General features: G+C 55.3%; 13 protein-coding genes. 8 read left to right on the forward strand and 5 right to left on the reverse strand.

Going from position 1 to position 14,570, the window contains the following annotated elements:
- Window positions 1–54: 54 nt before the first annotated feature.
- Together gatC and E6C51_RS05655 are read right to left on the reverse strand one after the other, a co-directional pair.
- Window positions 55–342: an Asp-tRNA(Asn)/Glu-tRNA(Gln) amidotransferase subunit GatC gene (gene gatC / locus E6C51_RS05650; protein ID WP_146929045.1), complete on the reverse strand. Its 288-nt coding sequence runs from the start codon at window positions 340–342 to the stop codon at window positions 55–57.
- Window positions 343–472: 130 nt separating this feature from the next.
- On the reverse strand, window positions 473–1,177 hold the full coding sequence (locus E6C51_RS05655; RefSeq protein ID WP_190235292.1) for a metal-dependent hydrolase: 705 nt from the start codon (window positions 1,175–1,177) through the stop codon (window positions 473–475).
- Window positions 1,178–1,280: 103 nt separating this feature from the next.
- Between E6C51_RS05655 and ruvX the strand changes: the two genes are divergently transcribed.
- The 3 genes from ruvX (at window position 1,281) to E6C51_RS05670 (ending at window position 5,006) form a co-directional block, all read left to right on the forward strand.
- The gene (gene ruvX, locus E6C51_RS05660; RefSeq protein ID WP_190235293.1) at window positions 1,281–1,757 is read left to right on the forward strand and encodes a Holliday junction resolvase RuvX; all 477 of its coding nucleotides are present in this window, start codon (window positions 1,281–1,283) and stop codon (window positions 1,755–1,757) included.
- A gap of 153 nt (window positions 1,758–1,910) precedes the next feature.
- Entirely contained in the window at window positions 1,911–4,118 is a 2,208-nt protein-coding gene (locus E6C51_RS05665) for a methyl-accepting chemotaxis protein (protein WP_190235294.1), read from the forward strand.
- 429 nt (window positions 4,119–4,547) lie between these two features.
- Window positions 4,548–5,006 (forward strand): hypothetical protein, encoded by a 459-nt coding sequence (locus tag E6C51_RS05670; RefSeq protein WP_190235295.1) that lies wholly within the window; start codon window positions 4,548–4,550, stop codon window positions 5,004–5,006.
- Window positions 5,007–5,020: 14 nt separating this feature from the next.
- On the opposite strand, the gene E6C51_RS05675 is transcribed toward E6C51_RS05670, so the two are convergent.
- Together E6C51_RS05675 and E6C51_RS05680 are read right to left on the reverse strand one after the other, a co-directional pair.
- Window positions 5,021–5,470 (reverse strand): GNAT family N-acetyltransferase, encoded by a 450-nt coding sequence (locus tag E6C51_RS05675; protein WP_230987074.1) that lies wholly within the window; start codon window positions 5,468–5,470, stop codon window positions 5,021–5,023.
- Window positions 5,467–7,110, reverse strand: coding sequence for an acyl-CoA dehydrogenase family protein (locus E6C51_RS05680; protein ID WP_146929033.1), 1,644 nt, complete (start codon window positions 7,108–7,110; stop codon window positions 5,467–5,469). Before E6C51_RS05680 ends, E6C51_RS05675 begins: the two co-directional genes overlap by 4 nt.
- A 206-nt stretch (window positions 7,111–7,316) precedes the next feature.
- Between E6C51_RS05680 and E6C51_RS05685 the strand changes: the two genes are divergently transcribed.
- The 4 genes from E6C51_RS05685 to E6C51_RS05700 are packed head-to-tail and all read left to right on the forward strand — an operon-like array spanning window position 7,317 to window position 11,385.
- The gene (locus E6C51_RS05685; RefSeq protein ID WP_146929030.1) at window positions 7,317–8,273 is read left to right on the forward strand and encodes an aspartate carbamoyltransferase catalytic subunit; all 957 of its coding nucleotides are present in this window, start codon (window positions 7,317–7,319) and stop codon (window positions 8,271–8,273) included.
- Window positions 8,270–9,559, forward strand: coding sequence for a dihydroorotase (locus E6C51_RS05690; RefSeq protein WP_190235296.1), 1,290 nt, complete (start codon window positions 8,270–8,272; stop codon window positions 9,557–9,559). Before E6C51_RS05685 ends, E6C51_RS05690 begins: the two co-directional genes overlap by 4 nt.
- 26 nt (window positions 9,560–9,585) lie before the next feature.
- On the forward strand, window positions 9,586–10,215 hold the full coding sequence (plsY, locus tag E6C51_RS05695) for a glycerol-3-phosphate 1-O-acyltransferase PlsY (RefSeq protein WP_190235297.1): 630 nt from the start codon (window positions 9,586–9,588) through the stop codon (window positions 10,213–10,215).
- Window positions 10,216–10,233: 18 nt separating this feature from the next.
- Entirely contained in the window at window positions 10,234–11,385 is a 1,152-nt protein-coding gene (locus E6C51_RS05700; protein ID WP_190235298.1) for a DNA-processing protein DprA, read from the forward strand.
- On the opposite strand, the gene E6C51_RS05705 is transcribed toward E6C51_RS05700, so the two are convergent.
- Entirely contained in the window at window positions 11,365–11,559 is a 195-nt protein-coding gene (locus E6C51_RS05705) for a hypothetical protein (RefSeq protein WP_146929017.1), read from the reverse strand. The genes E6C51_RS05700 and E6C51_RS05705 overlap by 21 nt on opposite strands.
- Window positions 11,560–11,806: 247 nt before the next feature.
- On the opposite strand from E6C51_RS05705, the gene topA reads away from it, so the two are divergent.
- On the forward strand, window positions 11,807–14,527 hold the full coding sequence (gene topA, locus E6C51_RS05710) for a type I DNA topoisomerase (RefSeq protein ID WP_190235299.1): 2,721 nt from the start codon (window positions 11,807–11,809) through the stop codon (window positions 14,525–14,527).
- Window positions 14,528–14,570 lie beyond the last annotated feature (43 nt).

Raw genomic sequence — 14,570 nt, forward strand, 5'->3', positions numbered from 1 at the left:
ACGGTTTATGCGTCGAATATTGTGGGATGAAGGGTGGGTTGAAAGCCATAGGGCCTATTCAACAACCTTCGGCACCATAAAGAAGTTGCGGTCTGTTTGCGGCGCATTGGCAACAATGTCTTCAGCCTTGTTGCCGTCGGTGACAACATCTGCACGCTTGCGCATGGCCATTGGCATCACCGATGTCATCGGCTCCACACCATCCACGTTGACTTCCGACAGTTGCTCGACAAAGCCCAGAATACCATTCAGTTCATCCATCACCTTTCCTGCCTCATCATCGGCAAGAGCAATACGGGATAGTTTGGCAACGCGCTTTACGGTAGCGAGATCAACGGACATCGGCATTCTCCAGATCAATTATCAGACCCGCTATAATGGCCGAACAGCGCAGGCGCAACGGGGAGCACTTTTGTTGAGCCAGAAATTCACCCCCGAATCGCAAAATCCGGGGGGCAAGGCGTCATATTTTTTAGATGGACAGCGTTTCGCCGGGCTTTGGAGCCTGCACCTTGGTCTTGGTTCCCTCCATGCCAGCGATGAATTTATCTGGTGTCTGGTCAATAATCGGGAACGTGCCGTAATGGGCGGGAATCGCGGTCTTGAAGTTGAAGAAGCGCTGGCAGGCCAAAGCCGCAACCGCCCCGCCCATGGTAAAGCGGTCGCCAATCGGCACAATGCCGATGTCGGGCTGATGCAGTTCGTTGATCAATGCCATATCCGAGAAAATATCGGTATCGCCCATGTGCAAAAGCGAGGCTTCATCCTGAAAATGCAGCATCAGGCCATTGGCATTGCCAAGCGCATGCGAAACGCCATCTTCGGTAATCTGTGCCGATGAATGCAGGGCATTGGTGAAGGTCGCGGTAAAGCCACCCAGATCAATGGTGCCGCCGGTATTGCCCATTTCGATCTTTTCAACGCCCTTAGAGCCAAGCCAGGCCGCCAGATCAGCATTGGCCAGCACAGTGGCACCCGTATCCTTGGCAATGGCAACCGTGTCGCCGACATGGTCACCATGGCCGTGGGTGAGCAGGATGTGGGTGACCCCCTTGGTGACATCTTTCACGTCCTGACCGGCAAAGCTGGGATTATAGCTAAAAAACGGATCGATCAGAATGGTTGCTTTGGCTGTTTCCAAACGAAAGGCAGCATGTCCAAGCCAGGTGATTTTCATGGGGTATCCTCACAGACTGATAAAAATGGTTCCGATGGCAAAACATATGGCATAAGGCAGGCAAGAAAAGCGATGAACACTGAATTCACAATTGAGAGACAGAATGGCAACACTGACAATTGAAGAACTGGCAGACCTTTTGCAGCCAAATCAGGCCGTTGCCGGATTGGACCTTGGCACCAAGACCATCGGTCTCTCCATGTCAGACCTTGGCAGGCGATTTGCAAGCCCTCGTCCGGTGATCAAGCGCGTTAAATTCACCAAGGACGCCGAGGTGTTGCTGGCCTTTGCCGAGAAGGAAAAGGTTGGTGCCTTCATCATTGGCCTGCCGACCAATATGGATGGCTCTTCTGGTCCGCGTGTTCAGGCAACCCGCGCTTTTGTGCGCGCCATGGCCGAAAAGACCGACATTCCTTTTGTGTTCTGGGATGAGCGTCTCTCAACGGTTGCCGCCACACGCGCCCTTTTGGAAATGGATGTGTCCCGCGCCAAACGGGCCGAACGCATCGATTCGGCAGCCGCCAGTTTTATTCTTCAAGGCGCGCTGGACAGGCTATCCGCTATTGCTGCATCCGGCTGATAAACATCCGCCAAATAACACGAAACGGACCTTTGAGTCTGATGGCGCATGTTAGAGATTCCTTATTGGTTTTATGCGAATTTTCATGTGAATTTGCCCGATCAGCAATGATGTAGCGGCATAGATCGCAACCTAGACAGGAAGCCTCAACCAATGCCCGCGATATTCAAAAAGTCTCTCGCCTTCAAGTTGATATCAGTCAGTGCAATAGCCATTCTTATTGCGCTGACCGTGACCTTTGCGTTTGTCATCGTAAAAGTGCGCGAGACAGCGACCTCCATGACATTGGATCAGGCCGCTACCGATGCGCAATCAACCGCAGCAAGCCTCGGCAGCAAGATTTCCGAATTGGCTGGCGCAACAAAGTCCATGGCGGGCGTCGTGGAAAAAGGTTTGGCCGAGGGCTCTTTGAAGCGGGAAATGGTCAATGCCATGCTGCCACAATTGATCGAGCAGTTTGATCTGGTGTTTGGCTCGTGGGTGCTGGAAGCGAAAAACGGCTTTGACGGCATGCCCGGCGCTGTAAGTGATCAGAAACAAGGCACTAATAAGGATGGGGCATTTACCCCCTATTGGACACGCGGCAGCAACGGCCTTGAACTGTTTGTGCCTGAAAAGATCGACTACACGCTGCCCTATTACAGCCTGCCAGCAAGCACCATGAAGCCCGCCGCCACGGAGCCATATGTGGAGGACAATGCTGGCAATCTGCTGATGATGAGCATTACCGATCCGGTCATCGTTGATGGCAAAGTGCGCGGCGTTGCAGGTGTTGACATTGCCCTTGGTACGCTGGCGGCATCGCTAAAAAATGAACATCCCTTTGGAACAGGCCGCATATTCCTGTTGTCAGCCGCGGGCAAATGGCTCGCAGCACCGCAAGATGCATTGATCATGAAGGATTACGCAGCCGAAGGTGCAGAGCTCATCAAAGCGGCAGCAAAAGATGGCAATACCACCATTATTGACAATGTTGTCGGTGCCGATGGGCAGTTGGTCTACCGTGTCGTTTATCCCTTTGAACTTCCGGGGCTCAATACCCGCTGGCTGATGATCGAAGATGTGCCCGTCAGTGCGGTCAGCGCGGTTGTCAATGAGCAGACGACTATTCTGGTGATTGGTGGCCTGATCATCATGGCAGCGGTTATTCTCTCCCTGTTTCTGGCGGCCCGCTTTTTCATCCAGCGGCCAATGGCATCGCTGCTTTCAGAGGTTGGTGAATTGTCTGCCGGCCGCTATAATTCGCCCGTAACAGGCAAAGATCGCGGCGACGAAATTGGCTCTCTTGCAGTCGCCCTCGACGATTTCCGCCTCAAGCTGGCCGATGGCCGCACATTGGAAGAAAACAGTGTGCGTCTGCGCGAGGCCGCCGAGCTGGAGCGCGGGCAGACAGAAGCAGAGCGTGCAGCCAGTGCCGAAACCCAGCGCAAGGTCGTTGAAGCCTTGGGACGCGGCTTGTCGAAGCTGTCCGACGGCAACCTGACCTATCGAATCGATGAGGCTTTCCCCGGCTCCTATGCCGAACTGCGCGATAACTTCAACTCTGCGGTCGAAAGCCTTGAATCAACCATTGCCCGCCTGAACCTGACCGTTCACACCATCAACGATGGTAGCGGCGAAATCAGCCGCAGTGCGGACCAGCTCTCAAAACGCACGGAACAGCAGGCAGCAAGCCTGGAAGAGACAGCGGCTGCCCTTGGCGAAATTGGTGAAAAGCTCAATGACAGCGCCAAAAATGCTGGCGAGGCTGCGCATAAAGTCGATACGACATGCGCAGACGCAGAACGCTCTGGTCAAGTTGTTCAACGTGCCGTTCAGGCCATGCAAGGCATTGAAGCTTCATCCAGCAAGGTTTCGCAAATCATTGGCGTGATCGACGAGATTGCCTTCCAGACCAATCTGTTGGCGCTGAACGCTGGCGTCGAGGCAGCGCGCGCCGGTGAGGCTGGTAAGGGCTTTGCCGTGGTTGCGCAAGAAGTGCGCGAACTGGCCCAGCGCTCGGCGCAGGCTGCCAAGGAAATCAAGCAATTGATCAGCGAATCCGGTGAGCAGGTAGAGCAAGGCGTTTCGCTGGTGGGGGAAGCTGGCAATGCCCTTCAGCGGATTGCGCAGCAGGTGCAATCCATCAACGGCCTTATCCAGCACATCTCGCGCTCTGCCAACGAACAGGCGTCTGGCCTTCGCGAGATCAACCTCGCCGTAAACCAGATGGACCAGATGACGCAGCAGAATGCAGCCATGGTCGAAGAAACCTCTGCCGCCTCCTCCATTCTCAGCAATGAGGCCATGACGCTGCGCGACATGGTCATGCGCTTTGAAATTGGTGGTCACACCAACCAGCCAACACGGCGCGTGGCCTGAGTAAGGATTTGATCCTTCCACGAGACCTTCAGGGACAAGACTGCCCCTGACAGCAGCGAAATCAGCAATCCCGGCGTTGTGATAATGTCCGGGATTTTTGCTCTCTCCCGTTTGCTTTCGTCCACTTTCTCACCCGTCCGCATGCATTGGCAACGCTCACCTGCGTGCCCTTGCTGTGACCCTCCAAATCGCATTCCCCCAGCATGGACATCGGCACGCTACACAACTCACGGATAAGTTTATCGAAGCTTATGTCTATCGATTGCAGCAATTCATCTTTGTTTGCGGGTACAGTCATTTAAAAAAATCTTCCCTCAAACACCCGCTTTGCAAAGATATTTAAAACATTATTCTACCTTTAGACGCGACGTGATTCTTTTACCGGTTTATTGCCATAGGTAGAGTATCCCGATCAGAAAAGGTTAAACAATGGAGATCAAGGAAACGCCGGATCTTTGGGTTTTGCGCGAAAAGAAACACTTGCGGATACCCGACATCAAACTGGCCGCTGCGGAATGCGCACCAAGAATCGAGGCCAAGATGGTTGCCGCGGGCTTGGAGGCTGATGGCCCGTGGCTTTTCATTGCCCACAACTTGCCAAAGGACGGCAAGACCACGTTCGATTGGGAGATTTGCCGACCAGTGAAAAAACCTGAGCGATACAACGGTCCAATTGAACTGGTCCATTTGGAGCCGATTATGGTGGCCAGCCGGATGCACCAAGGATCACTCAGATCGCTCTTCACTCAGGGCTATGCACCGCTTGCGGCCGAAATGGATATGTCTCGATATATCTATTCAGGCGAAAGCCGCGAGGTGTATCACGGCTGGAACGGACCCGGAGCGCCCTATCACGCAATCGAAATTCAGTTCGGCATATCACGTTAGAGTATTGGATTTCCTTATGGCGTGAAGCGCTTCTTGAGGAAATAGCGGCCATCGGCCCGATTGCCTGCTTCCAATTCGCCAAACACAGTAAAACCGAGCTTCTCGTAAAAAGGCTTTGCCTGAAAATCAAAAGTGTCCAACCATAGTCCTTCGCAGTTGTGGCGACGCGCCAAGGTCTCAACGAGCTCCATCAACTGACGACCAAGACCTAATCTACGATAAGCTTCTGGCACGATCAAAAGCTTTACAAACGCCCATCCGTGATCGAATTGGCCATACAAGCCACCTGTGACATCGTTGCTCTCTGAATCGCGCAGGAGAATAGCAAATTCGTTATATGAAGCGTGTCGAGCAGCTTGGTTGTTATACTCCAGCAATGGGCGCAAAATCGACGCCTCATGCTCTGACGTCACACCGGTTTCGATAATTTCAATGCGAGGAAGAGCCAATTCTTTCTCCGTCAATCCACCGCCGGATAGAGCAAATCAAGCAGATAGCGGCAATCAAACCGCGCATCCAGCACACCATAAGTATTGCGCCAGCCGCCTGTGAGGCGGCTTTCCAGAAAGGCGTCGGCGATTTTGCCAGCGCCCATGCGGTAAAGCTCGGCTGCGGCTGCCGCCAAGGCCATTTGCTCCACCAGCAGGCGGGCTGCCCCTTCGTCACGCTCGCACAGCGCCATGGCGGCGCGCAGAACTTCGATGGTTTTCTTGCCGGATGGACCGAGATCGCGCTCAAGCGTCGCAAAGACCATTTCGAACAAGTCTTTGCCACGTTCCAGCACCCGAACGACGTCAAGCGCCATGACATTGCCGGAGCCTTCCCATATGGCATTGACCGGGGCTTCGCGATAGTGGCGCGCAATGGGGCGCTCTTCTACATAGCCGCTGCCACCAATGCATTCCATCGCTTCATAAATCAGCGATGGTGCCATTTTGCACACCCAATATTTCACCACCGGCGTCATCACACGGGCGTAAGCCGCGTCAGCCGGATTGTCGCGCGCCCGGTCAAACGCTTCGGCGAGACGGAAAGAAAGCGCCGTCGCGGCGGCCACATCCAGCGCCATATCGGCCAGCACACGGGTCATGACGGGTTGATCAATCAACTTGTTGCCAAAAACGGCGCGGCCGCGCACATGGTGCACAGCTTCGGCCATGGAGGCCCGCATCATACCAGCCGAGGCAAGCGCACAATCCAGCCGCGTCAGTGTCACCATTTCGAGAACGGTGCGAATACCGGCACCGGGATCACCCAATAAAAAGCCAAAGGCATCGGTAAATTCAACTTCCGACGAGGCGTTCGAGCGATTGCCGACCTTATCTTTGAGGCGCTGGAATTGCAGACCATTAGCCGAGCCATCTTCCAACAGGCGCGGCACCAGAAAACAGCCCATGCCCTCTGGCATTTGCGCCAGCATGACAAAAGCATCGCTCATCGGCGCAGACATGAACCATTTATGGCCCGACAGCCGATAAATCCCCTCACCCACGCGCGTGGCGGTGCTGGTGTTGGCGCGCACATCGGTGCCGCCCTGCTTTTCGGTCATGCCCATGCCAAGTGTCACGGCAGATTTCTGCATGGCCGGACGGTTGGACGAGTCATATTTGCGCGACAGAATTTTTGGTGCCCACTCATTTTGCACCCGTGGCGATGCCATGAGCGCGGCCACCGAGGCACTGGTCATGGTGAGCGGGCACAGATGGCCGCACTCAAGCTGCGCCGTGAGATAAAACCGCACCGCGCGAGCTTTATGATCCTGCCCACGCGCATCGGGCAGGTTTTCCCAAACGGAAGAATGCAGACCGGCGGCCATGGAGCGGCGCATCAGCGCATGCCATGCGGGGTGATATTCCACCATGTCGAGGCGTTCGCCGCGCGGACCGTGGGTGTGGAGGATCGGCGGGCTTTGGTTGGCCATGCGGGCCAGTTCCTGCGCCTCGTGCGAGGTGACATAGCGGCCAATGACGTCAAAATCGTCACGCAATGTGCGGTTCATCGCGCTTGTCAGATCAACAAGCAGCGGATCGGTCCGAAAGGCGTTTACACCAGACCAGAGCCGAGGCTGATTGAGTTCCAGCAATTTGTCATCCGTTCGGCTCATGCGCTATCCAATATTGTCTTTTGTTGCACCATGGATTGAGAAACCCACGACTTTTTCTGATCTTTAACACGTTTGTCCGGCATTGCGACAGACTGAGATGCGCGATCCATGCAAAACGGGGGACAATTCATTCTGCACGGCTGACAGACTTGCCCCGAATGCCCTCAGTCTTTATAGACCGCGAGACCAATTTCGGAGGACATCGCATGGTCTTCTTTCCTCATCGCCATCTGATTGGCATCAAGGGCCTAACCCAAACCGATATTACATATCTCCTCGATAAAGCTGACGAAGCGGTAAAAATCAGCCGCCAGCGGGAGAAAAAAACATCGACGTTGCGGGGACTAACCCAAATAAACCTGTTTTTTGAAGCCTCTACCCGCACCCAGTCATCTTTTGAGCTGGCGGGAAAGCGGCTTGGCGCAGACGTCATGAACATGTCGGTTGGCAATTCATCCGTCAAAAAAGGCGAAACGCTGATCGACACGGCCATGACGCTGAACGCCATGCGCCCCGATGTGCTGGTGGTGCGTCATGCGTCTGCAGGGGCTGCCGCCCTGCTTTCACAAAAAGTTGCCTGTTCGGTGATCAATGCAGGCGATGGCCAGCATGAACACCCAACCCAGGCGCTTCTGGATGCGCTGACCATTCGGCGCGCCAAGGGCAAGCTGTCGCGAATCATCGTGGCCATTTGTGGTGACGTGCTGCATTCGCGCGTTGCCCGCTCCAATATCTTGCTGCTCAACGCCATGGGCGCACGGGTAAGGGTTGTGGCTCCGGCCACGCTCCTGCCGTCCGGCATTGCCGACATGAGCGTGGAAGTGTTCCACGACATGAAAGAAGGCTTGAAAGACGCCGATGTGGTGATGATGCTGCGCTTGCAGCGTGAGCGCATGTCCGGCTCGTTTGTGCCATCGATCCGCGAATACTTCCATTTCTACGGTCTTGATGCTGAGAAGCTGAAAGCTGCCAAGGAAGATGCGCTGGTGATGCATCCCGGCCCGATGAACCGCGGCGTGGAAATTGCCTCGGACGTGGCCGATGGTCCGCAAAGCGTGATTGAGCAACAGGTGGAAATGGGTGTGGCCGTGCGCATGGCGGTGATGGAATCGCTGTTGATTTCGGAAAATAACGGCCCACGTTCTGAAGGAGTTGGCGCATGAACAAGCCGCTCGTATTCAAAAATGTCCGCATTATCGATCCATCCCGTTCGCTGGATGAAGTTGGCACCATTATCGTAGGTAGCGACGGTCGCATTCTGGCAGCGGGCGCTGACGCCAATAATCAAGGCGCGCCAGACGGTGCCGAAATCCGGGATTGCAACGGGCTTGTTGCGGCACCGGGTCTGGTGGATGCACAGGTGTTTGTTGGTGAACCCGGCGGTGAACACCGCGAAACGCTGGCCTCGGCTGGCAAGGCCGCGGCCGCTGGTGGCGTAACCTCTTTCATCATGATGCCGGATACCGATCCGGTGATTGATGACATCGCGCTGGTGGAATTCATCAAAAATGCCGCGCGAGAAAAATCGCCGGTCAATATCTATCCGGCAGCCGCCCTCACCCGTGGTTTGCGTGGCGAGGAAATGACCGAAATCGGCATGCTGCAACAGGCTGGGGCTGTGGGTTTCACCAATGGTCGCCATGGGCTGCATGACACAATGGTTCTGCGCCGGGTGATGACCTATGCGCGCGAATTTGATGCTGTCGTCTCGCTGGTCGCCAAGGATAAATATCTTGGCAATGGGGTGATGAATGAGGGCCTGTTTGCCAGTTGGCTTGGTCTCTCCGGTGTTCCCAAAGAAGCCGAAATCATTCCGCTGGAACGCGACCTTCGCATAGCAGGCCTAACACGGGCAAAATATCACGCCGCCAAGATTTCGGTGCCGGAATCGGTTGAGGCTATCAAGCTGGCGCGCTCACGCGGTGCCAAGGTCACTTGCGGTATCTCGATCAACCATTTGTCGCTCAACGAAAACGACATTGGTGAATACCGCACCTTCTTCAAGCTCTCACCACCGTTGCGCTCGGAAGGTGATCGCATGGGCATGGTGGAGGCACTGGCCAGCGGCGATATTGATATTATCGTCTCGGCCCATGATCCGCAGGATGTGGACACCAAGCGCCTGCCCTTTGGCGATGCCGCTGATGGTGCCATTGGCCTTGAAACCATGTTGGCCGCAGCCCTTCGTCTGCACCATAGCGGTCACGTGCCTTTGATGCGGTTGATTGATGCCATGTCCACCCGCCCCGCCGAAATTTTTGGCCTTGAGGCTGGCACTTTGAAGCCAGGGGCAAAGGCAGACGTGGTGCTGATTGATTTGGAAGAGCCGTGGATTGTCTCAAAGGAGTTGATTGTGTCACGCTCCAAGAATACGCCATTTGAGGATGCACGCTTCTCTGGTCGCGCGGTTGCAACCTATGTTGCAGGCCGTCAGGTCTTTTCTTTGTAATATTTCTCTGTCCAAGGACATTCGTGATGCCAAGCATTGATTATAGCCAGATTACCGTTGTTGCACTGGTTGCCTCTTTGGCAATCGGCTATTTTCTTGGCTCTATTCCGTTTGGATTAATCCTGACCCGCATGGCTGGCCTTGGCGATGTGCGCAAAATTGGCTCCGGCAATATCGGGGCCACCAATGTGCTGCGCACCGGCAATAAGAAACTGGCAGCAGCCACCCTGTTTCTGGATGCGTTCAAGGCGACTGCTGCCGCCCTGATTGCACAAAAGCTATTTGGCTCAGAGACTGTCCATCTACCCGGCCTGCTCGGCGGATTTGCAGCCTTTATTGGCCATCTCTTTCCCGTCTGGCTTGGCTTTAAGGGCGGCAAGGGTGTGGCCACCTATCTTGGTGTTCTTCTGGCCGTGTTTCCTGTCATGGTTTTGGTGTTTGCCTTTGTGTGGTTGTCGATTGCGAAATTAAGCCGTTACTCGTCGCTATCCGCATTGGTTGCAACTCTTGTCATTCCGGTTGTGTTGTGGCTAATTGGCCAACCTGAGGCGGCCTTGGTGACAGCAGCAATGACAGTGATCACCTGGGCCAAGCATAAAGAAAATATCGAGCGGCTGATCTCCGGCACAGAAGGCAAGATTGGTCAAAAGGGTTAAACCCAAAAGGATAGGGCAATGTCACGTCACAGCGCGGGGAAATCGGGAATTGCGCTGACGGACAAACAACGCATTGCTTGGCTGCGGCTTATCCGCAGCGACAATGTAGGCCCTGCCACCTTTCGGGATCTGATCAATAATTTCGGCACCGCCGAGCGCGCCCTTGAAATGCTGCCAGAGCTTTCGCAACGGGGCGGCGCAACCCGCACCATCCGCATTGCAACCAGAGATGAAGCCGAGCGCGAGTTGGAGTTCTGCACCAAATTTGGTGCGCGGTTTGTTGGCATTGGCGAACCCGATTACCCACCCGCCCTGCGGCAGATTGATGCAGCACCGCCCATTTTGGCCATGAAAGGCAGTGGTGCTACAGCCATCAGACCCTCGATTGGTATTGTTGGCTCCAGAAATGCCTCCATCAGCGGTGTGAAAATGGCCACGCTGCTGGCGCGTGATTGCGGAGCGGCTGGCTATACCATCACCTCAGGGTTGGCGCGCGGCATTGATACGGCCGCCCACAATGCCAGCCTCGAAACTGGCACCATGGCCGCCATGGCCGGTGGGCTGGACCAACCCTATCCACCAGAAAATATCGGACTTCTAAAAGCCATCTGGGACGGCAGAGGTGTTGCCATCAGCGAAATGCCCTTTGGCTGGGAGCCCCGCGCCCGTGATTTTCCAAGGCGCAATCGATTGATTGCTGGCACATCGCTGGGTGTCGCCGTGATTGAAGCGGCCAGCCGCTCCGGCTCCCTGATCACCGCACGGCTTGCTGCCGATTTTGGACGCCTGGTGTTTGCCGTTCCCGGTTCTCCCATGGATCCCCGCTGCCATGGCACCAATACATTGCTGAAAAACGGCTCGATCGTCACCACGGAAGCACTTGATTTGCTGGAGGCACTATCACCTTTGAGCAATATTGATCTTTTTGCCCCGCCGCAGGTTGAAGAACCCGCCTATGAAGAAAGTGAAACCTTTCACCAGCCTCCCGGCGACGTTGAGCGATCCATGGTGATTGATGCTTTGGGGCCAACGCCTGTTGAGATCAATGATATTATCCGTCATACACAGCTTAGCCCGTCGTCGGTCTATCTCGTGATGCTGGAACTGGATATTGCCGGGCGCTTGCAGCGTCATCCCGGTGGCCTGGTGTCACTGAGCTTTGCGGATTGACTGGCTGTTGCGCTGCCGCTGTAAATCGCCCGCTTCCTCAAAGGCCATCTCGATGAGATAGCACAGCATATGGGCACCTTCCTTCTCTGCCACGATGCGCATTTCGCCTAACATTTGACGAATATAGCCGATGCTATCTCGGCTTTGCATCTCAGATCCATTGTTACCACTCATCACTCGTTCCTGTCGCATTTTACAACCATAGTGTGTATTTAAGTATAGCCACAACACAAGATACAGAATTACCTATTGATTGCAATAGAATTTTATACAACTTTTTGGTTGTGGTGGCGTGTGACAGATAAATGCAATTAGGGGCTTGACCGCAAGGCAATCCCTGTCCATGTCGGACTCACGGTTCCGGAACCTCGCCTGAATCGCGATATTTTGAAACGTCGGGGACACTGTTCAGAGAAGCACAATGAAATTAGTCGTTGTCGAATCGCCCGCCAAGGCCAAGACGATCAACAAGTATCTCGGCACCGGATATAAGGTGCTTGCCTCATTTGGTCACGTGAGAGACCTTCCTGCCAAGGATGGCTCTGTGCTGCCCGATCAGGATTTCGAGATGCTATGGGAAGTCGACAGCGCATCCGCCAAGCGGATGAAAGATATCACCGATGCTGTAAAAGCCTCCGATGCCGTGTTTCTCGCAACCGACCCGGATCGCGAGGGTGAAGCCATTTCGTGGCACGTGCTGGATCTGCTAAAGAAAAAGCGTGTGGTGGGCGACAAGCCCGTCAAGCGCGTGGTTTTTAACGCCATTACCAAAAAATCTGTGCTGGATGCCATGGCAGCCCCCCGCGATATTGATGGCGATCTGGTTGACGCATACCTGGCGCGCCGCGCCATGGACTATCTGGTCGGCTTCAATCTCTCACCTGTGTTGTGGCGCAAGCTGCCGGGTGCGCGCTCGGCTGGCCGTGTGCAATCCGTTGCCCTGCGCCTGGTGTGTGATCGTGAAAATGAGATCGAACGGTTTGTCTCGGAAGAATACTGGAACCTGTCAGCGCTGTTGAAAACGCCGCGTGGCGATGAATTTCTCGCCCGTCTGGTGTCTGCTGATGGAAAGAAGCTTGGGCCTCGCGCTATTGCCAATGGCGAGATGGCAAACCGCCTCAAGGATTTGCTGGAAGGCGCAAGCTATGCGGTCGAATCCGTTGAAGCCAAGCCGGTCAAGCGCAACCCGTCACCACCCTTTACAACGTCCACATTGCAACAGGCCGCATCCTCCAAGCTGGGCTTTTCAGCATCGCGCACCATGCAGGTGGCGCAAAAGCTGTATGAAGGCGTGGACATTGGCGGCGAAACGGTCGGTCTGATCACCTATATGCGTACCGATGGTGTGCAGATGGCCCCGGAAGCCATTGATGCCGCCCGTGCTGCCATTGTTGATCAGTTCGGTGCGCGTTACCGCCCGGAAAAGCCGCGTTTCTATTCCACCAAAGCCAAGAATGCGCAGGAAGCGCATGAAGCCGTGCGGCCGACCGATTTCAACCGCACGCCCGACCAGGTGCGCCGCTATCTCGATGGCGACCAGCTGCGCCTTTATGATCTGATCTGGAAGCGCGGCATTGCCAGCCAGATGGCCTCTGCCGAAATTGAGCGCACCACGGCTGAAATCATCGCCTCCAAGGGCGACGAGAAAGCAGGCCTTCGCGCCGTTGGCTCTGTTATCCGCTTTGATGGCTTTATCGCCGCCTACACCGATCAGCGTGAAGAGGGCGAAAAAAGCGACGAGGATGATGAAGATGGCCGCCTGCCGGAAATCAACGCCCGCGAATCGCTTGCCAAAAGCAAGATCAATTCGAGCCAGCATTTCACCGAGCCGCCACCGCGCTATTCGGAAGCAAGCCTGATCAAGAAAATGGAAGAGCTCGGCATTGGCCGTCCTTCCACCTATGCCGCAACGCTGGCCACGCTGCGTGACCGCGAATATGTCACCATCGAAAACCGCAAGCTGACACCTGTGCCCAAGGGCCGGTTGGTTACGGCCTTCCTTGAAAACTTCTTCACCCGCTATGTGGAATATGATTTCACCGCCGACCTTGAAGAAAAACTGGACAAGATCTCGGCCGGTGAATTGAACTGGAAGGATGTGCTGCGCGAATTCTGGACAAATTTCTTTGCCCAGATCGAAGGCACCAAGGAATTGCGCGTGACCAACGTGCTGGACGCACTCAATGAGGCTTTGGCTCCGCTGGTGTTCCCCAAACGCGAAGATGGCAGCGATCCGCGCATCTGTCAGGTGTGCGGCACCGGCAATCTGTCTTTGAAGCTCGGCAAATACGGGGCTTTCGTTGGCTGCTCCAATTATCCAGAGTGCAATTTTACCCGCCAGCTCTCGGCAGAGGGCGGAGCAGAAGCTGAAGCTTTGGCCTCGGAAAACAAGGCGCTTGGCCAAGACCCTGTGACCGGCGAAGAAATCACTCTGCGCTCCGGCCGCTTTGGCCCCTATGTGCAGCGCGGCGAAGGCAAGGAAGCCAAGCGGTCTTCCCTGCCCAAGGGCTGGTCGCCTGCTGATGTGGATTATGAAAAAGCGATGTCGCTGATCAATCTGCCGCGCGAGGTGGGCAACCATCCTGAAACGGGCAAGATGATCACCGCAGGGCTTGGCCGCTATGGACCGTTCATTTTGCACGATGGCACTTATGCCAATCTTGAAAGCATCGAAGATGTGTTCACCATCGGCCTGAACCGTGCCGTCACCGTTTTGGCCGAAAAGCAGACCAAGGGTGGCCGGGGCCGTGCAGCGCCCGCCGCCTTGAAAGAGCTTGGCGAACACCCCGATGGCGGCGCAATGACGGTGCGCGATGGACGCTATGGTCCTTACGTAAATTGGGGTAAAGTGAATGCGACCTTGCCGAAGGGCAAGGATCCGCAGAGTGTGACGGTGGAAGAGGCTTTGCTTTTGATTACCGAGCGCGCCGCAAAAGACGGCGGCTCCAAGGGTAAGACGAAAGCCAAGGCAGCAACCACCAAGAAAGCGCCTGCAAAAAAGGCCGCCACGAAGAAGACCGCCAAAGCCGCCGACGCCGATGAAGCGACGGACACGGTTGAGGCAAAACCGAAAAAAACTGCCGCAAAGCCCAAAGCAACCGCGACAAAGGCAAAAGCGGCTCCGAAAGCAAAGAAGACCTGACCTTGAGCAAATCCCCGCGCCCCAAAAGCCCCACCTCTGGCAA

It is taken from the genome of Gillisella terrae (assembly GCF_004801395.1).
Lineage (GTDB): Bacteria > Pseudomonadota > Alphaproteobacteria > Rhizobiales > Rhizobiaceae > Allorhizobium > Allorhizobium terrae.

Excerpts from the sequence above, each read along its gene's own strand:
- gatC (WP_146929045.1), bottom strand. The coding sequence starts at position 342 with ATGTCCGTTGATCTCGCTACCGTAAAGCGCGTTGCCAAACTATCCCGT.
- E6C51_RS05670 (WP_190235295.1), top strand. The coding sequence starts at position 4,548 with ATGGAGATCAAGGAAACGCCGGATCTTTGGGTTTTGCGCGAAAAGAAA.
- E6C51_RS05680 (WP_146929033.1), bottom strand. The coding sequence starts at position 7,110 with ATGAGCCGAACGGATGACAAATTGCTGGAACTCAATCAGCCTCGGCTC.
- E6C51_RS05685 (WP_146929030.1), top strand. The coding sequence starts at position 7,317 with ATGGTCTTCTTTCCTCATCGCCATCTGATTGGCATCAAGGGCCTAACC.
- E6C51_RS05700 (WP_190235298.1), top strand. The coding sequence starts at position 10,234 with ATGTCACGTCACAGCGCGGGGAAATCGGGAATTGCGCTGACGGACAAA.
- plsY (WP_190235297.1), top strand. The coding sequence starts at position 9,586 with ATGCCAAGCATTGATTATAGCCAGATTACCGTTGTTGCACTGGTTGCC.
- E6C51_RS05655 (WP_190235292.1), bottom strand. The coding sequence starts at position 1,177 with ATGAAAATCACCTGGCTTGGACATGCTGCCTTTCGTTTGGAAACAGCC.
- E6C51_RS05665 (WP_190235294.1), top strand. The coding sequence starts at position 1,911 with ATGCCCGCGATATTCAAAAAGTCTCTCGCCTTCAAGTTGATATCAGTC.
- ruvX (WP_190235293.1), top strand. The coding sequence starts at position 1,281 with ATGGCAACACTGACAATTGAAGAACTGGCAGACCTTTTGCAGCCAAAT.
- E6C51_RS05705 (WP_146929017.1), bottom strand. The coding sequence starts at position 11,559 with ATGAGTGGTAACAATGGATCTGAGATGCAAAGCCGAGATAGCATCGGC.
- E6C51_RS05690 (WP_190235296.1), top strand. The coding sequence starts at position 8,270 with ATGAACAAGCCGCTCGTATTCAAAAATGTCCGCATTATCGATCCATCC.
- topA (WP_190235299.1), top strand. The coding sequence starts at position 11,807 with ATGAAATTAGTCGTTGTCGAATCGCCCGCCAAGGCCAAGACGATCAAC.